This window comes from Nostoc mirabile CHAB5784, from assembly GCF_020829645.1.
GTDB lineage: Bacteria > Cyanobacteriota > Cyanobacteriia > Cyanobacteriales > Nostocaceae > Nostoc > Nostoc mirabile.
Map to the genome: position 1 here is coordinate 1 of NZ_JAIVFS010000073.1, position 19,371 is coordinate 19,371.

Sequence of the window (19,371 nt, forward strand, 5' to 3'; positions counted from 1 at the left end):
TTGGTTAACTTGATAGCTGGTTTAACCGCCTACACCTATTTACCCAAAAAACCTGGTATTGACATTTCCCCGAAAGATTTACCTGCTCTACCTCCTGCGATTTTTTAGTTCCATCGAACTCACGTTAGGGATTAGGGATTGGGTGCCAAATCGAAAAATTATGGTGGGGGCTGTCTTGGAAAGTTCTGAGCTAAGGAAACCTTAGCTCAGAACTTTCCGCTTTTACCCACCACCAAATTTTAAAAAACTTTTTCCCAGTCCCCAGTACCCAGTACCCAGTACCGGAGCGGCTACCTGAACTCAAGAACAAAATCCATCCTGGTGAACCCTTAGATAAGAATATCTATGAACTCTCTCCAGAAGAACTGGCAAAGGTTCCTTCAACTCCAGGTTCTTTAGAACTGGCGTTGCAAGCACTAGAAAAAGATCACGCCTTCTTGACAGAATCAGGCGTATTCACGGAAGACTTTATCGAAAATTGGATTGATTACAAGCTAGGTAACGAAGTCAAGCAGTTGCAGCTGCGTCCTCATCCCTACGAGTTTTACCTCTATTACGATGCTTAATTAAGTACCGTATCTATCTAAATATATAAGTTTTGCCACCCTTTACTCTAGGGTGGCTTTTTTTTTCCAGAGTTGTCAGTTGAGACTTTCACTCAAAAAATCAACCTTAAAACTCTTGAAACTTAGCTCATGGAAGCATGGCTAGGCCCATAAATCATCCGAGTGTTGGCATCTACCTTCCCTTGAATCGGGTTCCAGTAGTGGGATGCTTCTTCAGGAAGACCAAGTTCTTGTGCAGCCCGCATCAGCATTGATTGTTGGCGATTCTTGACTTGCTGATGTTCACGCACCATTAATGCACGAGATTTATCTGCGATAGACATAACCATAGTCCTCTCTATTTTGTGAATATATAATTTATTTGTTCCTCACAAGACTAATATAGCAAAAATTCTGTAACATAAGCTACTTTTTACATAAATTTATATTTGCTTTTGCTGACAATATTAGGTATTTTTTCCCAAAGCTGGAAAAATCTTCCCTAATCCACCTTTGATGACTAAAATCATCTGGCTTCAGATTTGTCTGACCTGAAAAAACACACCTTTCCCAAGACAGAACATTTATTCGTTACTTTTATTTACAATTAAAAAGTCTGACACTTAAGTTCAACTTAAGTGATTAATTTTTGAAACTTTTACTCTTTTTTCGGTGACTTGGCACAAATACAGCAGTTGCAAAAAATTAAGTTACCATCAAATAAAGATTTACAAAAATTTACATAATCTATGACAGTTACCTACCCACGAAAATTTCAGAATGTTTTGGGTGCTAGAGAAATATTGAAACGGGTGGTATGCGATCGCGAAATCCATCTAATTACCCTCAACCGCTACCGTTACAGTGAACAACGCAGTTGCAAAGACCTGACTGACATAATTGAACAACTAAATGGACAGCCACGGGAACTGGTGCGGGATTTGTCTCATCACATCTCGGATGAAGCTCGTCATGCCATGTGGCTAACTGATTTGCTGATTGATCTGGGAAGCGATGTAGGAACTCCCCCTGGAACTTCCTATATCGATGAATTTGATCGGCTGCTCGACAAAGACACCTATGACCCAAAACGCAACCTAGAGGACGGTATAATAGCTGCCTTAGCAGCAATTAACATTACTGAAAAGCGAGGTTGTGAATATTTCTCTGCCCACATTCACGCCCTCAAACAAGCGCCGCAAACAGAAGAAAACATCAAAATTCGAGAAACCATTGAAAAAATTCTGCCAGAAGAAGCAGGGCATGTCCGTTGGGGTAACCGTTGGCTGGCACAAATAGCAGATAAGAGTCCAGAACATCGCCAAAAGGTAGAGCAAGCTAAACTCAAGTATGCTGCAATTGAACAGGCAGCATTTGAATCTGGGATGGATATCACCTTGGGTGCAGAACTGCGAGGAGTTGCCAACCTGGTGGAAGTGGCAAATACCATGCCGCTTTGGCAACGTCCCCAGTACCTGATGGAACGCTTACCCCAGACTTTGCTAGCGCCTGAGTTGCAATTTACTAGGATTCAGGCTGCACAAAAGGCTTGGCAGCGCGATCCACAGATGTTTATTGAGAAGTTTGTGCCGATGTTTCTCAACGGTATCCAGGGAAGAGAAAATAACGGCAAGAAAACAAAAGTGTAAAAGGTATTGGGTATTGGGCATTGGGCACTGGGCATTGGGGAAAAACTTACTGCAACTTCCCCTCTACTCCCCTGTTTCCTGATCTCCCTTGTTTCCCTTGTCCTTTTATTCCTCATGCCCCATTCCCTTTTCTTTAAGTAAACTTTATATAAAAAGGGCAAATGCAAAATTTTGCATCTGCCCTTGGGTGTAGAATAATTAAAATGACTAAGATGATCTAGCAGATCCTTCTTAATATTTATTTCATCGGGAGCCATCTGCGAGGAGAACAAACCAGGGTGCAAGAGTAGGTCAGGAATAGTAAGATTTTTGCCAAGTGCAATAAATCTATACTACTTGTGCGAATTTATGCCTTAGATAAGCTCAGATGAAATGAAAGGAATTTTATGCTTCGGCAAAGGACGCTAAACAGGCGTCGGAGCGAAGATCAATTACTTGCTAATGTAGATAACCAGCTACTCAATGTATGAGAAGAAAACCTATTTGGGAATAAAGCGAAGTTGCCTTAAGACTGTTTCCTCAACAAGCAAAATGTCTGAATTAGATGTGCTTTAGATTAACTGATAGGCTAAGTAACATCTATTTCTAGAGCAGTTGAGGATTGAGACGCAGAGCTTACCACCGAATATGAGCAACAGTTGTTTAGCTTTTGAGGAGTTGGTAATGCTGTTGATCAAGGCACTGAATTTGATTTGCGTTTTGATCGGCAGGATTGACACCAACTATATATACAAAGCTTGCAGTTGAAATACTAAGTGATCGCTGAAGATTTTCGTGTGTCAACTGTACATATATCTGCCAGAAAAGCTGTGTAAACGATGTTAGCACAACACTGTGTTTTCTGGTACTTTGTTTCCTTTGAAAAAAAGGTATTAACCTACGGTAGTTAAACCACAACATAGGTATTTCCGGATTTTTGCGTCACTTCTCTACGCCCACTACCGCGATGACGTGGCGCATCATCTGAAGCTTGTTCAGATGCCGCCGAGAGCCACTGTTCCGAAGCAGGCGTGGAAGGCAGCCCATAGGATAAGTGATTGACCATTGCTTGGCAGTTAGAAGCTAAGGGGCCGAACATCAGACTCGAGACTAAAAGAGAAATGGCAGCACGCATAGCAGATGTCTATTTTGGAACTCTCCACTTCACTGATACTTAGCTTTTTGATTAATATCCGGACAATTCATCAAAAAGTATTCTGTTTTACTGAAAATAAACTCTTCTTATCCTCCGTTTAAATGTTCAACTAGTAACCAATTACCAAAGTGGTTTTGATGACCCCACAATGTAATTAATTGTTCGTTAGGATAAGCGCGTAATAGTTCGTCGATATGCGATCGCAAAGTCACAAGCTGCCAATTTTGCCCTTGAGATGCAGCTGGTGCTGTGACAGTGAATCTGTACTCCTGCTGATCCAAGCGGTAAAAAATGCCTTGGAAACAGTTACTTTCCCGAATTAATCCCTTACCAAAAGTAGAGTCAGGGTACTGATTCCACGATGGGCAAGGGCAATCACCACTAGCTGGATAGGCTTGTGGGTTATTTAAGTAATACAGTTGCCAGTCCAGCCAATCCGAATGATTGGGTGGAAGATTAAATAAAGGAATAATTGCTGCTTTTGAGCGATTATCTTCCAATAAAGCCATTTGCAGCGCCCTAACAGGTAAATCCCTTGGCTGGCAGTTTAACTCAACACACATCGCTGCTGCCATCCCTGCTGCTTGACCAATGCCCATAACCACAGGTTGTAATCTGGTGGCCCCATTGGCAATGTGGGAGACAGAAATATTCTTTTCACAAACCAAGAAACCATCTGTTGTGGCTGGAATTAGGGAACTGTAGGGGATTGTAAAGGGCGTTCCAGTCCAGCGTCCTCCCCAACGGATAGATTTTGGTTGCAATGGGAATTGAACACCAGGATAATGATGGTCATTGGCGTAGTTACCAATTGCGATTGCTTCTCCTATCAGAGACGCTTCGCGAACGCAAACGCCAAAGGCGAACGCTTCTCCTATCGGAGACGCTTTGCAAAATCTCGCATCATTAGCATCATTATATATAGATGCAACTTTACCTCCAGCGATCGGCAAAATATCCTGTTCTCGGACAGTAGTTAGCCCCACTAGGCGACGGCTTTCCCGGTAATAGGGATGCAGTGCAAAAGCTGTAGGGGCGTGAGGAAATACTTTTTCTGCTAAACCATAGCGACGACCAAGCTGATTTTGGATAAAATGGGCAAAATTTTGGCTGTGCCAGCGAGATTCTTGGATGAATTCACCTCTGGATACATCTGACTCTATCAACCGCTCTACTCCTTCGCCGTAGTCATTGCCACAGATTGGCCAATTCATCATAAACAGGCCATTAGGCAAACGTCCATAATTCAAAAATGTCTCTGCGCCATAACCATCCCAAGCGCCTGTAAACTGGGATGGATTATAGTTAGGCGCAGCCGGAATTTCTGGTGCGGCAGCTACGCCCGTCGTAAACATCGCTTCACCAAAGTCTTGCATAATCACTACATAAGTGGGCGCTTGCACTGGATATCTCTTGGTGAAAGAGTTAAAAGCTACTGGAGCGCTGGGTTCTCCCCACTCCGATTGCAATTCCCAGCCCCAGCGATAGGGTATCTCAGCTAAAGCCAATAAATCTCCTAATTCTGTGCCGTCGAGAATAATTTTGGCTGTGACAGCAAAATCAGCAAAGCGCACACCAGTAATAGAATCACCTTGGCGAAACACTTCTATTGGCACTTGTCCAAAAATCCAGTGCAGATTTGGTAATTCTTGCACCCAATCTGCAAAAATCTCTGCCCCAATCCGAGGATCGTAGTTAAAAAAGCTTACCCAACTGTTATCTAATCCTCCGGGCTGTCGTTGTCGCAATTCCTGCAAAAACGCACCCCATAATCCTGTTTGAAAGGCTTCTAATTCGTTGCCATCGGGTGCGGATACTCCAGCCGAAGTCAGCATTCCCCCCAACCAAGGAAATTCACTCACTAGAATCGTTTTGGCTCCCCGTCGCGCCGCTTGGATAGCAGCAGCAGTGCCTCCGGTTCCTCCACCGACAACTAAGACATCAGCTGTATATATCAGATGAACCATCTCCTAACCTCTCTGAGTTTCCGACATATTTTCCTAAAAAAAGCGATCGCATTTCAGTTTTTATCTCAAACTGAGTGCGATCGCTCTTAGTTTCCTTAAATCACAAGGAATTATTCGGATTATTTCTTAATTGATACTTACTCAACTAAAAGTTAAGGGAGTGTTGCATTGTATTAACAGCCTACTTTTCTACTTTGTTAGACCATCAAATACACCTCTCAAAGCTGCAACAGCATCTTGAGTCCGCGCCCAAACACCTTGATCTGGGTCTTGACCTGTAAGTTCTCTTGTACCCAACACTTCTAGCACACCTTTCAATTGTTCTTGATGGGCACGATTCTCAAAGTTGACTTGATTGAGTGGCCCAATAGCTTCTTTCACGTCATCACCAACCACTTGGGCAGCCTTATGGATAATTAAACCAGTCATTACGGCTTGGTGCTTAATCCTTTCGTGAATAGAAGCCTTTTGGTACAGTGTCAGCTCATTCCCATCTATTATACGGTTTACTTGCTCAACGTACTGCCGTATGGTGTCTCTAGGCTGGGCTGAACCACCACCAAATTTAGAAATAACTTCCTCGATCACTGTGAGATTTTCTTGGTCATCTTTGAGAAAGTCGTTTAGGCGCTTGCTAATTTCTTGGTCGTTGCTTACCGCAGGTAGTACTTTTTGTTCATTAGCAATTAGCAACTCTTGTATAGCTTTCAAATCTGCTAGCTCTGTAGCGATCGCGCTACGCTTGGTATCATCTAAAGCTACAACCATTTGTTAGACTTTCCTGAAATAATTTAGGACACGATTAACCTCTCACAATTGTTTGACTCAACGCATCCTTCTTGAGATATATTATCATCTAATACTTAAAGTCGCAAACAGGCATACAGCGAATCTGACACATATATAAACTTCCAAAAGTCGAGTAGCTGTTCTCCTACAAGCTGATACTGGGAAAAGTGAAAAAAATGCCCTCCTTCTAAACAATACCAGAGGCGATCGCCCTCCTTCAAATGCGATCGCCATCCTTGCAGTGCCTCTGGTTGCACAACAATGTCGTTTAAGCTACTACAAACCATCAAAGGTACTGAAACTCTGTTTGCCTTTATACTCACTCTCTCAAACAGAGAATGAGGAGAGAGCGAACAATCTAAGTCTTGCTCCAGAAGATGTGTCAGACTCTTAAGAGTGCATTTATCTTGATAACCAAACAAGTTGTAAACCATATCAGTTAAAAGTTTTTGGCGACTTAAAAACTGACGGTGAATATAATAATGAGCTTGCCAATCAACCGCCGCATCAACACCCACGGCTAATAGCGTCAAAGACTTAACTGTTTCAGGATAGCGACGGCTATAGAGTAGCCCTAGTAATCCTCCTGTACTATGACCAATCAGGTGAACAGGCCGATTGTAAGATTTGAGATAGTCATGAAGCAGAACAACAGCAGCATCTAGTGAACTTACTTCATCTTGACTTTGGCAATATTTCCACTCTTGAATTGTCACTTGAGATGATAAATAACAAAGCAGCGGTTGAGCAAAGTATTGCAAACAAGGGCTTGTATTTAACCAAAGAACATCCGGCAGTTTAGACATCCTGATTTTCCTGTAAATAGAATAAACTCTCAATTCACTAATTAATAATTTTTGTAACTAATAATCACAAGTTGCTATATCTGAATTCCAGCTGATTTTTCCAGCCAGGCTTATCAGTGTGTCAAACCTCCTGTAAAAACTTATTGATAAAAATATTCAATATATTTGAGAAAAGCTTACAATATTAGAGAAATTATTGCAAATAATTATTGTTAGTGTTTCAGACCGTTTCTCTATGAAGTTATAGCAGGGGACTCTTAACAGGCTTAAAAGTCTCTTGGTATCCGGGTTTTATGTTCAGTTTATGTCCTAAACTACCAGGCGACAGCTATACACAAAATTTCCTTGTCTATCGGCATCTCCCTTTTGGTAAGGCTACGGTGTACACACAAGTCGAATTACCCCCCTTAATCCCACGCCAGATGCTTCAACCGCCCAAAGCACTGGCTCCCCGATGTATTGGGGGAAACAGGAAATCTAGTTCCCTCCCCAATACATCTCTTAGGGTTAGGGTGGGGTAAAACTGACACTCAAACCCAGATTCGTAAGCTATTTAAGACTTGTGTGTACACCGTAGCTTGGCAAGGGGGAGGGCGTAGTCGGGGGGTAAATATATGCAGCTTTACAAAGAAACGGTATTAGATTAGGACTTACGCAAAATATCTCTCAAACTCTCATTTCTCCGTGTCGCGCAGCGTCTCCCCTTGGGAGACGCTGCGCGTAACTTGCTTAAGAGGAGGGGTACAAGTCTCTTAACCGCAAGGGCGCACTGGCTTCTCTGCGCCTCTGCGGTTGGTTATTCCGTAACTCGTGCGTAAGTCCTATAGATAAATTTATCATGTCAGGAAAAATCAACTTTTTTATCTAAATATCTATATATCGCTTTTGTAAAATTGAGATAATTTCAATTTTTGTACTCAGCTAGCAGAAATATTTTAGCAAAGTTGTTACTTTTAATTTACGCATCATAAAATACAATATTGAATCCTTTAATACCAAGGCTTCAAAAAAATTTATTCTAGCTGGATATGCATGTAACAATGACTTGTATTATTTAGCCTGGCTGATGAGAACTTCTTTTAAGTGGATATAAATAAATCCAATTTGGATATACAGCTAAAGATAGAGGTTGTGAGTATATATTTTTATTTAAACTTAAGATAAATCTAAATTCTAGGAATTACTACTCTTAAATAAAATTCAAAATATTATGTTTATTAAGTGCTTTAAGAATAATGGGAATTTAACTATAAATAAGGATAAAAATGTCTCAAATGTTGAAATAGCACTTTTTATAGATCAAATCAAAAGTAATATCTGGCTATTTGGTATTCCATCTTGGCTTTTTGGAATAACCGATAGAAGCATAGCTGTATTTGCTGATGGTTATTTATCTCCTATAGAAATATTTCAGCTATTTACAACCTTTTTCTTTTTTGTAAGTTGGCTATACCTCAAGCCTGATGAAAGCTTTAACAGTAATGATTTAGGCCCCAGTCAATATCAAGAATATCTCGCTCGTACTCAAGCTAACAAGCTTCAAGTAAAAAAGCTCCACATGATTAGCCAGGAGTATATTTTACCGTTTCCTTATATTTGCCAAATTTATCATTTATTGAACTTAAAACATTTGGAAACAGTTCATAGCTTTAGCCTTAATAACCTGAAAATTTTTCAAATTAGCCACTTTCAGCCCACAAATACTGGTGGAATAATCAAATTCCAAACAATATTAGACTCGCCAGCGAATGCTTTGAGGATTTGGCGTCAACCGATTGTAGAGGTGGATTTAATATTACATACTCCCTATACTGTTGAACTGAGTATTCCAGTCTACAATAACAAAAGGATAATTGTTATATTTCATGCTTTCCCGTTAAATGACTTTGAGCATCAGTTCTTTATAGATATTTATAGTGATTTAGAATGGCCAAAGCCATTATTACAAATAATATTGCATTTTGCTTCTTGTTTGACGCTATTTGAAGATTTGCCGTATCTAAGAGCTTTAGCTGATAAAAATATAGGGCGTTTATTCAACTTAAGCAGGGCTTCAAATCACGAGACTGCATTGCTGTTTAAAAGATATGTTGAGTTATATGGTTCGACTGGAGAACCAACTAAATTACTTGAGGGGAAGGAAGAGAGTTAGAGACGCGATTAATCGCGTCTGTACAGGAGTGGGGAATTAGAGACGCGATTATCGCGGTGGGGAGTTAGAGACGCGATTAATCGCGGTGGGGAGTTAGAGACGCGATTAATCGCGTCTGTACAAGAGTTAGGAGTTTGTTTGGTTAAGCGCGTGCTAGTAAGGGGGCAGCAGCTAGTAAGGTTTTGGTATAAGGATGCTGAGGATTAGCAAAAATAGTTTTTGTCAGACCGAGTTCGACAATTTTACCGCCATTCATCACGGCAATACGATCGCACAAAAATCGAGCTAACCAAAGATCATGAGTGATGAACAGATAAGTTAACTCAAATTCTTCTTTCAATTGCAACATCAAATCCAGCACTTGCGACTGCACGCTAGCGTCTAACATACTTACGGGTTCATCGCAGATCAAAAGTTTAGGGTGAGTAATCAAAGCACGAGCGATCGCAACTCTTTGCTGTTGTCCCCCAGACAAATCTGATGGATAACGCTCATAATACACTTTTGGCGGTGTTAACCCAACTTTTTCTAGCATCCACAAAACCTGTTCTTTTGCCTTAACAGGATCGGCTAGATTGTGGATAAATAAAGGATCAGCGATACTTTGTCCCACTGTCATGGCTGGATTGAGACAAGCATGGGGATCTTGAAAAACCATTTGTATTTGTCGCCGTGAGGAGCGAATTTCTTGACGCGACAGTGTAGTTAAATCCTGTCCTAAAAACTCAACTTTGCCACTAGTGGGACGAATTAGTTGCAAAATTGTTCGTGATAGCGTACTTTTACCACAACCTGATTCCCCAACTAAACCAAGAATTTCTCCGGGATAAATATCCAGGTTGATACCATCTACTGCTTTAATTGTCTGCGCTTGTGTCTTAAACAGTCTTTCGATAAAGTTAGGTTCTATGGTGTAGTGTTGCTTGAGTTCACTGACACTCAAAATTGGGGATTTATCATTAATAATCGGTAATTGCTTTTCTGAGTCATTGGCAATTATCAATTCTCCGTTATCATTTACTGCTTGAATGTGTAAAGCTGCTTTTAATAGCGATCGCGTATATTCATGTTGAGGGTGTCTAAATACGGTTTCTGTAGAACCCATTTCGACCATCTTGCCGTTGTACATGACACCAATGCGATCGCAATACTCAGCCACCATTGCTAAATCGTGAGAAATCAGCAACAATCCCATGTTTTCTTCACCGCACAGGCGAGTTAATTCTTTCAATATCTGCGCGGAAACGGTAACATCTAAACTGGTGGTGGGTTCATCAGCAACAATTAACTTGGGGTTGAGGAGTAAAGCTAAAGCGATCGCTACCCGTTGGCGCATTCCACCGCTAAACTCGTGGGGATACTGATTCCAACGACTAGCTGGAATATTCACCTTTGCCAAGGTAGCAAGTGCTTTTTCTTTGGCTTCTGGCGTTGATAATTCTGGTGAGTGCGCCTGAAGGGTTTCAATACAATGCTTACCAATCGTCATTAACGGATCGAGGCGTGTCATGGGATCTTGAAAAATTAAGGCGATCGTTTCTCCCCGAAATTTCCGCAACTGGTTAGGCATCAAGTCAAACACCGATTGTCCTTGAAATGTCACCCGTCCCTCAATCCGACTAGAGGCTGGTAGTAAACGCATTACTGCTCGTCCTATAGTTGACTTACCACAACCCGACTCTCCCACCAATCCCATTCTTCCACCTGGTTGCAAGGTGAAAGATACATCATCAACCGCCCAGGTTGCTTCTTCTCCACTCCGCGCAGGATAGGCTACTCGCAAATTTTCGATACAGAATAAGGCTTCACTCATAGTTAGTTATCAGCCCTGAGCTACCAGCTTTTATAATTTCAAATTTAAGATAGTCTATCAGATTAGTATTAAACCTCCGTTGTACAAACATATTTATTGTATTAGCCTAAGCGTAGCCTCTCCAAGAGTTGGCAAGACTGAAGTATCTACTACAGCATTATCACTGAGCCGTATCGACACCATTCCTAAACTAATAATTTAGGTGATGCATTGCCAAGGGTGCGATCGCGTATCCGCCCAATCTAACAAAGCTATTTCATTCTCATCTAGCCCGCTTCAGAATGAATTCTGAGTCTAATAGCGAAAGTCGTCTAAGAGGATGTTTGAAAAGTCCTATTGTCGGTATCAAAAGTTTTAGATCCCCCTAAATCCCCCTTTTTAAGGGGGACTTTGATTCCGGTTCCCCCCTTTTTAAGGGGGGTTAGGGGGGATCTAAAAGTGCCTAAAGTCACAGCGAAACACTTTTCAAACAACCTCTAAAGACGACTGAGGAAAGGTATAGTCTGCGCTATCCGCAATTTCTGCTCAGTTTACCCAACTGAATTCTGACAACTGATGCCAATATTGCTGTTCGATAAAGCTTTAGCTGATTAATTCACCCATTTGTAGGAGGTAATTAGTAAGCTAATAAGTATACTTTACTTATAATCAGACCAACACAAGATGGTTTGAAACAGCATTCACGCAACGGATGTATCAATCATGTTAAACCTGATATTCACCGGATGTATAAAAATAAAACCCTTGGTGCTTTCAACAGCTTTTTTACTAGTTATACAAACTTCTGCCAATGCTGAACAACCCCTTCCTAGTTTGACTCCAGCACAAGCTCAACATTTATCCCGCGACTTAGTACCATATAACTCTCAAGACTTTTTTAGGCAAGGACAAAATTCGATTGAGAGAGAAATTCAAATTTTTAGGCAAAGGCAACTGCGCTCTATTAAACCAGTTCTTAAGATTAATTCACTACCGCAGATTAAAACACCACATACTCAGCAAAACCCTAATATCTTAACTAAGTAAGAATCATCATGCTTTTATGAAACCTTAGAAGCCCCAGGCATCACAATCACTATGCTCTGCTTCCTCTTTAGAGAGTTTTCGTGTTTCAATAAACTGTGCAACACAAATTTACAATATTAATCGTCTAACAAACCCATCAACGCTTGAACTTCAACGTCTTGCAGCTCTGATAATTGACCTTGTAACTTTAACAATTCATCTTGTAATGCTTCTGCTACATGGAGCATATTAGATTCTTGTGCAATTTTTAACTGATTTTCTTTAACCTTGATTTGTTTAAGCAAGTTATTTTCAACATGAATTGAATTGTAATGTTGAGCAATCATAGCTTTATATTTTTTATGAATCTACGGAATCTAATTAAACTTACCACCTATGTATTATTCCACATTTTTACCATTTTTTAAATATCTGGTGATTTAACAGTTATCAGTTATCAGTTGGCAGTCAGAGTCCCCCACGAATACAAGTGGTGTGTTTCAGTCGAGGTTCAATCCCCGACTGAAGCCGTGATAACTGATAACTGTTGACTGTTGACTGTTTTAATCTTCATTACTCGTAGTACAGCACGGCGTAAATAAACATACCATTTCAAATGGCGCAAGAAGCTCGGAATACAATTATGCGTGAATGCGTGACTTCCGCCTTGCGGTGGTGGTGTTTACGGGTATGGCAGGCTTAATACACCATACCCGTATTTTTAGAGGCTTTTACAAAAATGGAAATCATAATATAAGATTGGTTGACTTAGGGACTTCAAAGAAATAAATTATCCAAATAAACGTAGACGCAAAGCGGTGAGGGGGTCGCAGTCTTGGCGGTTCCCGTCGATTGCGTTAGCGCAGCGTTAGCGACGTTAGGAGCGTCACCCCCGAACCCGGAGGGCTTGCCGCAGGCTACCACTCCAGACACAGAGAACACAGAGGAATAAGGAGGAGAGAGTTTTTTCGCCAGTTTTTTGAGTATTTTTTTATTTGGAAGTCCCTTAAGAGGAATTGTAGATAACACATATAGGACTACACATGAGTACCGGAAAAACCTAGACTAAAGCAGTTTGCCACAGGCTACTACAGAGGCACAGAGAACACGGCGAATAGTTTGAGAGAGTTTTTTTGCGTAAGTACTCACACATTAACTTGTGTGTTGCTTCACCGAGTATTGCTGGATATTTTAAACAATTTTTTGTGAATTTTATGAACTTAAAACTTATAAAAAGAAACGTTTTTACTTTTGTAAAAATTATATCCACAATGCTTATAACAAGCGCAATTGGATTGGAATCATGGAATATTTATGCAGCAATAACTAATACTAATCTACCAAGCAGCCTTAATCCAATTTTTTGGATTGAACGTTTTGCTATGACTAGCCATTTTCTCGAGAGTATTATAGCAGCTTTTTATGCACCTTCAAGAAAAAAGATGCCAATAAAATATGCTACTTATACTTTTTTCGTAGGCACAATTGGGTTGTTAGAACTATTCTCTTCAGAGAATGACTCTTGACGGCTCTACCCCTTTTGGATTAGGTCGGTTGGTAGGGTGCATTAACGCACCCTATGTAAGAAAATTGTAGATTATTAAATCCACGCTACTAAGCAAAAGTTATGTGTGGGGGTTCACCAATGTAGGTGACTGGTGAATCTGACAGGCAGAAGGGAGTATAGTTTGTATAGTTAGCTTTTTGCTGAAATTTTAGTTTGACACTAAAGGATTAAAAAATGTCTACAGATACTCACATCGTTGCTTACGTTCAAGAAAGTGAATTTGATACTGTTTTAACTGGAAGTGAAGAGAAAGTTGTTGTTGTTGATTTTACTGCTACTTGGTGTGGCCCCTGTCGCCTGATCAGTCCGTTAATGGATCAACTTGCCGAGGAATACAAAGGTCGCGCCAAAGTCGTTAAGGTAGATGTTGACAGCAACAAGCCAATTTTCAAAAGATTCGGTCTTCGCAGTATTCCAGCAGTTTTAATGTTTAAAGATGGTGTTTTAGCAGAAACTATCGTAGGAGTTTCACCCTACGAGGACTTCAGCAACGCTGTTCAGAAGCTTCTTTAGCTAATTCGTAATTCGTAATGACGCTCGAGGACTCGCTAACGCTGCGCTAACGTAATTCGTAATTAAAAGGGGTTTGATATCAACTCTAGCTAATCACATATCATTAAAGTTTCCTCGCGTCAATCATAATGATAAGTGTTAAACTGAACATGATATGATTCCACTGCCTAATGATGGCAGTCACGTAATTATGAATTATGAATTTTTTCAACCTTCTGTTTTCGCCTATAATGTGCTTGAAGTAAGCCGGTAGAATATTGTTTTGAGCTAATCAGTTCCAATTCTTCTTCAGGGCTAGGCGGTGGGAAAAGCTGTATACCGCCACCTAAGATAATTGGAATAGTTGAAATAATATATTCGTCAATCAAGCTGTGCTGAAGAAACGAATTGATTAATGCTCCGCCACCAACTAACCAGATGTTTTCATAACCTTGAGCCTCTATATTTGCTAAGGCGGACTTCACTGTATCAGAAACAAATGTAACGTCCTCACGGTCAGATTGGAGAGGGCGCTGGGTGAAAACGAAGGATTTTTTTTCTGGATAAGGCCATTCATCAAAACCAAGCCCTACTTCATACGTCTTGCTACCTAACACAATCGCATCAATCGATTCGTAGAAATCTGTGTAACCGTAGTCTTCACCTTCTGTATGAAGGATTGATAGCCAATCAATTCCGCCATCACTGCGAGCGATATAGCCATCCAAACTAGCTGCAATGTAGAGTGTAACTTTCGTCATTGTGCTTCTGAATTTGGTAGTTTTCACCCAATTACTTACGTTTTTTGATTATGCGATTTAAACCGACCTGCAACAAATTCTCGCTTATACCAATTTTTTATGAAGCTGCATAGAATTCGATCCCCCCTAACCCCCCTTATTAAGGGGGGGAACCGGAAAAACATCTATCAAAGTCCCCCTTTTTAAGGGGGATTTAGGGGGATCGAGATATGTGCAACTTCACATTAAATTGGTATTAAATAAATGTTTTGTACCACGTTTGGTGACTCGCTCTCGCCACATCTGGAAACTAGATTCTTTCATTTCGCGCCTCATTAGAGCGATTACCTGTTTCTCCAGCAGCCCAAACTGAGCCTCAATAGCATCAAAAGATGTTCTATCTTCCCATGCTATTTCAATGATGCGATCAATGGTTTGTGAATCGAGGTCAGGTAGTTTCATTTCTTTGCTGGCATTGATAAATTAGAGCTATATATATTTTACTTTTCGTTTTGAAGAACCGTTGTGTCTGCTGCACCCAGTTGCAGGGCATAAAGGTTGGCATAGACACCTTGCTGATTGATGAGTTCGGCGTGAGTACCCTGCTCTACAATTTCTCCCTGCTGAATTACTAATACCTGATCTGCCTGAGTAACTGTACTGAGGCGGTGGGCAATTACGAAGCTGGTACGACCTTGCAACAAACGAGCGATCGCACTCTGTACTAGCGCTTCTGTACGCGTGTCAATGCTGCTGGTTGCTTCATCAAGAATCAAAATTCGGGGGTTAACCAACACAGCACGCGCAATACTGATTAGTTGTCGCTGTCCTTGGCTCAAGGGTGCGCCCCGTTCACCCAATTGAGTTGTATAGCCTTGTGGTAGTGAGGTAATGAACTCATGCACATTTGCCAACTGTGCAGCCGCTTCGATATCAGCTTGAGTGGCGTAAGGAGCGCCAAAAGCTATATTTTCGGCGACGGTGCCGCTAAACAAAATATTGTCTTGCAGAACGATGCCAATTTGTCGCCGCAGACTTGCTTGGGTAACGCTACGTACATCAATATCATCAATTTTCACTGCACCGCCAGACACATCATAAAAGCGCAAAATCAAGTTAATAATTGTAGTTTTTCCCGAACCGGTCGGCCCTACTAATGCAATCATCTGCCCTGGATAGGCGTGCAAATTCACCCCTTTGAGAACCAGCTGATCTGGGTTGTAGCCAAACTTGACATTATCAAATGTCACTTCACCCTGAATAGGCGGCATTTCTGTAGCATCGGGTGCGTCTTTGAGTTCTGACGGTTCATCTAGCAATAGAAAGATTCGCTCTAATCCGGCAAAGGCAGATTGAGCTTGGGTGTAAAACTGGCTGAGAATTTGAATCGGGCGGAAGAACTGCTGGACATAAAGTAAAAAGGCTGTCACCACACCCACTGTTGCAGATCCGGTGACCGCGAGATAACCACCATAAGCCAGCACGCCTGCGGTTGCTAGTGTGTTGAGAAAATCAATGGAGGGCAAAAAGGCGGAAGTAATTGCCACAGCTTCGACGTTGGCATCACGATTGGCGGCGTTAAGAATATCGAATTCTTTGATATTCATCTGTACACGATTAAATGCCTGTGCTTCTCGGACGCTAACAATATCTTCTTCCAACTTGGCGGAAAGCTCCCCAATGGTTTGTCGGGTGACGCGAAACCTGGCTCTTGCCCAACGTGCAAACAAGCTTGTGGTAAAAATCATCAGTGGCACAACCAGATTGCTCAACAAACCGAGTTTCAGGTTGATTGAGAGCATAGCAATGATTATGCCAACCAAACTCAAAGTGTTGCCCAGCATTTGAGCGATCGTCAGTCCAAATGCCTGATTCACGGTATTGACATCATTCAGCAAGCGGCTCATTAAATCGCCTGCTTCGCTGCGGTCAAAAAAACTGAGTGGCAGACTTTGGATTTTAATGAAAATGTCTTGTCTCAGTTGAGCCAGCAATCGCTGCATAATCCAGCCGATTCGAATAATTTGACCCCGGATTGCTAAAACACTAAGTCCATAGTTCAGCGCTAGTAGCCCTAGTAACAGCAGTAGTCCCTGCAAATTTCCTTGTTTAATCAGGTGATCAATCGACCAGCCGATGAAAAATGGCCCAATTGTCTGGGTTACGGCACCAATAAATACTAATGTCAGAGCAATGGGAATTTCTTTGCGATAAAGTAGCACGTATTGCAAAAAGCGCCGCAGGGTGGAAAGTTGCTGACTCGCGTTTTCCTCAGATGCAACAACGGGAACTGTGCCTCTCATAAAAATTTTGGATTTTAGATTTGGGATTTGAGATTAAAAGTCTTTATTAGAAAGCTGCGATCAAATTTTCCAGCTAGAGTAATTATGCTATGGCGCTTCTGGGTTGAGTGCAATACAGACCTAACAAGAACAGCCCCTTAAGAGCAAGGAAATGGGAGTGAGGTTTTCCTAGATCCCGTGAAAAGTCAGCATTGTCAGTCGAAACAATGGCATTGTCAGCCGAAACAATGGCATTGTCAGTCGAAACAGTGGCATTGTCAGTCGAAACAATGGCATTGTCAGCCGAAACAATGGCATTGTCAGCCGAAACAATGGCATTGTTAATCGAAACAAGGGACTTCCAAATAAAAAAATACTCAAAAAACTGGCGAAAAAACTCTCTCCTCCTTATTCCTCTGTGTTCTCTGTGTCTGGAGTGGTTCGTTTATTTGGATAATTTATTTCTTGGAAGTCCCCAATGCCATTGCTAACTCTAAAAGACTTGTGTGTACACCCTAGCCTTTTAGCAGAGAAGTCAAAGTGGATTGCGTCCAAACTAGAACCGCTATAATTGGAGATCAATTTTTCTCCTTCGGCTTTACCTGAGATTCCAAAATCACACCGTAGAGTGGACTGGTTTGCATCAATTCCTCGTGAGTGCCTTGTGCTACCAATCGTCCTTTATCCATGAGAAAAATCCGATCGGCATTCTTGACGGTGCTAATACGTTGAGCTACTACAAAAGTTGTACAAGCTTTTTGGCGCATTAAGTTATCTAGTTTGGCTTGAATCTGGGCAGCAGTTTTGGCATCTACAGCCGAGGTACTATCGTCCAAAATCAGAATGCTGTAATCGGTCAGTAAGGTACGAGCGATCGCAATTCGTTGTTTTTGTCCACCAGACAAGCCTACGCCCCGTTCACCCACAATCGTCTCGTAGCCATCGGGTAGACTACTGATAAAATCGTGCATTTGGGCAGTTTTGGCAACCTCAATCACCTCATTTAGGGTTGCATCGGGTTTTGCGTAGGCAATATTTTCGCGGATTGTACCAGAGAAGAGGGTGGTTTCCTGAAATACAATCCCAATACGCGATCTGAGGCTTTTGAGCGTGAAATCTGTTACATCTCGTCCGTCAATGCGAACTGCTCCCCCTGTGACATCGTAAAAGCGGGGAATCAGGTTCATAATTGTGCTTTTTCCAGAACCAGTCATCCCTAGAACGGCGATTAGTTCGTTGGGTTTCGTTTCAAAGGAAACTTCTTTGAGAGTTTCGGTTGTCGCTCCTGGATAGCGAAAGGAAACATTTTCAAAGGTGATTCTACCACCGCAGGTGTCAAATGGGACAGCACCGGGGCGATCGCGAATTTCTACCTCCGCATCGACAACTTCGTAAACTCGTTCGGCCGAAGCAGCTGATTGAGCGATCGTAGGTGCAGCAAATCCAATTAACACAATAGGTTGGAGAATCAACGCTAGGTAGGAGTTAAACGCCACCAGTTCGCCAATGGAGAACCTACGCCCAATCACCAGCGCTCCCCCATAGGCGAAAACTGCCAGTGTTACCAAATTACTCAGCAAAAAGATCAACGGGAAGGTATGACGGATGGCGCTAATGGTCTTCATGTTTGCCTTGACTAGACCATCATTCAGAGTTGTGTAACGCGACCTTTCGGTTGATTCCCGCACAAAGGCTTTCACCACCCGTATTCCTACCAAGTTCTCTTGCAATACAGCATTGAGGTTGCTCAGTTGCTCTTGTACTTGCCGAAAAAGTTTGTTATTTCGGGTGATAAATTGCGCCATCAACCATCCGGTTAGAGGTACTACTGTCAGCGTAATCAGCGCTAGTTTCCAGTTCATTAGCAGCAAAATCACCGAAATACTCACCAATGTCACAACTGAACCGATAACCTGAATCAAGCTAGTGCCAACAAAGGTACGGATCTGCTCAATGTCACTGGTGACACGGGTTAGTAGTTGGGAAGTCTGCGCCTGGTCATGATAGCTGAAACTGAGATTTTGAATTTTGCTGAAAATTTTGTTTCGCAGGTCATAGGCCACACCCTGAGACGCTGCTTCTGCTAGATAGCTTTGTCCAAAGTTAAATACACCACGAGCGATCGCGGCGAGTACCATCCAGGCGGCGCTATATAGCACAATTTGGAGGTTTTTTTCGGAGATGCCCTGATCAATTCCCCACCGAAATAGTTGTGGGGTAAGTGCGTTTGCGATCGTCAACAGCAACAGGCTGACCAATGCTCCTAGCGAAGTCCATCGGTAAGTGCTTAAACTTTTAAGCACGCGCTGGATTGACTGTATAGACGAAGTTTCCTGGAGTTCTGGTTGCTGAACCACTGGAATTCACCCCTGTATCTTTGGAAAATTATCTCGTATTTTGATGGTAAAAAACCAATTGACCAGTACGGA

The 19,371-nt window shown here is 41.8% G+C and carries 17 protein-coding genes and 2 pseudogenes; 8 read left to right on the forward strand and 11 right to left on the reverse strand.

Features of this window, described 5'->3' with window-relative positions:
* A pseudogene (locus LC653_RS47990) lies at positions 1 to 108 on the forward strand (IS982 family transposase); the annotation flags it as partial.
* Positions 109 to 299: 191 nt separating this feature from the next.
* Positions 300 to 566: pseudogene (locus tag LC653_RS31390) on the forward strand (type I glutamate--ammonia ligase); the annotation flags it as partial.
* Between the two features lie 122 nt (positions 567 to 688).
* Here the strand turns inward: LC653_RS31390 and gifA are convergent.
* A complete protein-coding gene (gifA, locus tag LC653_RS31395) occupies positions 689 to 889 on the reverse strand; it encodes a glutamine synthetase inactivation factor IF7A (RefSeq protein WP_100899525.1) in 201 nt (66 codons plus the stop codon).
* Positions 890 to 1,294: 405 nt separating this feature from the next.
* On the opposite strand from gifA, the gene LC653_RS31400 reads away from it, so the two are divergent.
* Complete coding sequence (locus tag LC653_RS31400) at positions 1,295 to 2,194, forward strand: ferritin-like domain-containing protein (RefSeq protein WP_229498530.1); 900 nt, start codon at positions 1,295 to 1,297, stop codon at positions 2,192 to 2,194.
* A gap of 886 nt (positions 2,195 to 3,080) precedes the next feature.
* On the opposite strand, the gene patX is transcribed toward LC653_RS31400, so the two are convergent.
* The 4 genes from patX to LC653_RS31420 all read right to left on the reverse strand — a co-directional run bounded on the left by patX (position 3,081) and on the right by LC653_RS31420 (position 6,891).
* Positions 3,081 to 3,308 (reverse strand): heterocyst-inhibiting protein PatX, encoded by a 228-nt coding sequence (patX, locus tag LC653_RS31405; RefSeq protein ID WP_372478252.1) that lies wholly within the window; start codon positions 3,306 to 3,308, stop codon positions 3,081 to 3,083.
* Between the two features lie 107 nt (positions 3,309 to 3,415).
* Complete coding sequence (locus tag LC653_RS31410) at positions 3,416 to 5,296, reverse strand: FAD-dependent oxidoreductase (RefSeq protein WP_229498531.1); 1,881 nt, start codon at positions 5,294 to 5,296, stop codon at positions 3,416 to 3,418.
* 189 nt (positions 5,297 to 5,485) lie between these two features.
* Complete coding sequence (locus tag LC653_RS31415) at positions 5,486 to 6,064, reverse strand: hemerythrin HHE cation-binding protein (RefSeq protein WP_229498532.1); 579 nt, start codon at positions 6,062 to 6,064, stop codon at positions 5,486 to 5,488.
* 95 nt (positions 6,065 to 6,159) lie between these two features.
* Entirely contained in the window at positions 6,160 to 6,891 is a 732-nt protein-coding gene (locus tag LC653_RS31420; RefSeq protein ID WP_229498533.1) for an alpha/beta fold hydrolase, read from the reverse strand.
* Positions 6,892 to 8,101: 1,210 nt separating this feature from the next.
* On the opposite strand from LC653_RS31420, the gene LC653_RS31425 reads away from it, so the two are divergent.
* Positions 8,102 to 9,043 (forward strand): hypothetical protein, encoded by a 942-nt coding sequence (locus tag LC653_RS31425; RefSeq protein WP_229498534.1) that lies wholly within the window; start codon positions 8,102 to 8,104, stop codon positions 9,041 to 9,043.
* A gap of 142 nt (positions 9,044 to 9,185) precedes the next feature.
* Here LC653_RS31425 and LC653_RS31430 read toward each other — a convergent pair whose 3' ends face one another.
* On the reverse strand, positions 9,186 to 10,856 hold the full coding sequence (locus tag LC653_RS31430; protein ID WP_229498535.1) for a dipeptide ABC transporter ATP-binding protein: 1,671 nt from the start codon (positions 10,854 to 10,856) through the stop codon (positions 9,186 to 9,188).
* Positions 10,857 to 11,558: 702 nt separating this feature from the next.
* Between LC653_RS31430 and LC653_RS31435 the strand changes: the two genes are divergently transcribed.
* Complete coding sequence (locus LC653_RS31435; protein ID WP_229498536.1) at positions 11,559 to 11,882, forward strand: hypothetical protein; 324 nt, start codon at positions 11,559 to 11,561, stop codon at positions 11,880 to 11,882.
* A 116-nt stretch (positions 11,883 to 11,998) separates the two neighbouring features.
* Here LC653_RS31435 and LC653_RS31440 read toward each other — a convergent pair whose 3' ends face one another.
* Entirely contained in the window at positions 11,999 to 12,208 is a 210-nt protein-coding gene (locus tag LC653_RS31440; RefSeq protein ID WP_229498537.1) for a hypothetical protein, read from the reverse strand.
* An 867-nt stretch (positions 12,209 to 13,075) separates the two neighbouring features.
* On the opposite strand from LC653_RS31440, the gene LC653_RS31445 reads away from it, so the two are divergent.
* Both LC653_RS31445 and trxA read left to right on the forward strand, forming a co-directional pair.
* Positions 13,076 to 13,387 (forward strand): hypothetical protein, encoded by a 312-nt coding sequence (locus LC653_RS31445; protein WP_229498566.1) that lies wholly within the window; start codon positions 13,076 to 13,078, stop codon positions 13,385 to 13,387.
* A 215-nt stretch (positions 13,388 to 13,602) separates the two neighbouring features.
* Positions 13,603 to 13,941, forward strand: coding sequence for a thioredoxin (trxA, locus tag LC653_RS31450; RefSeq protein ID WP_229498538.1), 339 nt, complete (start codon positions 13,603 to 13,605; stop codon positions 13,939 to 13,941).
* Between the two features lie 188 nt (positions 13,942 to 14,129).
* On the opposite strand, the gene LC653_RS31455 is transcribed toward trxA, so the two are convergent.
* The 3 genes from LC653_RS31455 to LC653_RS31465 form a co-directional block, all read right to left on the reverse strand.
* Positions 14,130 to 14,681, reverse strand: a complete 552-nt coding sequence (locus LC653_RS31455; protein WP_229498539.1) for a dihydrofolate reductase family protein — start codon at positions 14,679 to 14,681, stop codon at positions 14,130 to 14,132.
* Positions 14,682 to 14,900: 219 nt separating this feature from the next.
* A complete protein-coding gene (locus LC653_RS31460) occupies positions 14,901 to 15,122 on the reverse strand; it encodes a TIGR03643 family protein (RefSeq protein WP_229498540.1) in 222 nt (73 codons plus the stop codon).
* Positions 15,123 to 15,160: 38 nt separating this feature from the next.
* Positions 15,161 to 16,963, reverse strand: a complete 1,803-nt coding sequence (locus LC653_RS31465) for an ABC transporter ATP-binding protein (RefSeq protein WP_229498541.1) — start codon at positions 16,961 to 16,963, stop codon at positions 15,161 to 15,163.
* A 191-nt stretch (positions 16,964 to 17,154) separates the two neighbouring features.
* Here LC653_RS31465 and LC653_RS31470 point away from each other — a divergent pair, with 191 nt between their 5' ends.
* Complete coding sequence (locus tag LC653_RS31470) at positions 17,155 to 17,433, forward strand: hypothetical protein (protein ID WP_229498542.1); 279 nt, start codon at positions 17,155 to 17,157, stop codon at positions 17,431 to 17,433.
* 87 nt (positions 17,434 to 17,520) lie between these two features.
* Here LC653_RS31470 and LC653_RS31475 read toward each other — a convergent pair whose 3' ends face one another.
* Positions 17,521 to 19,299 (reverse strand): ABC transporter ATP-binding protein, encoded by a 1,779-nt coding sequence (locus tag LC653_RS31475; protein WP_229498543.1) that lies wholly within the window; start codon positions 19,297 to 19,299, stop codon positions 17,521 to 17,523.
* Between the last annotated feature and the right edge of the window lie 72 nt (positions 19,300 to 19,371).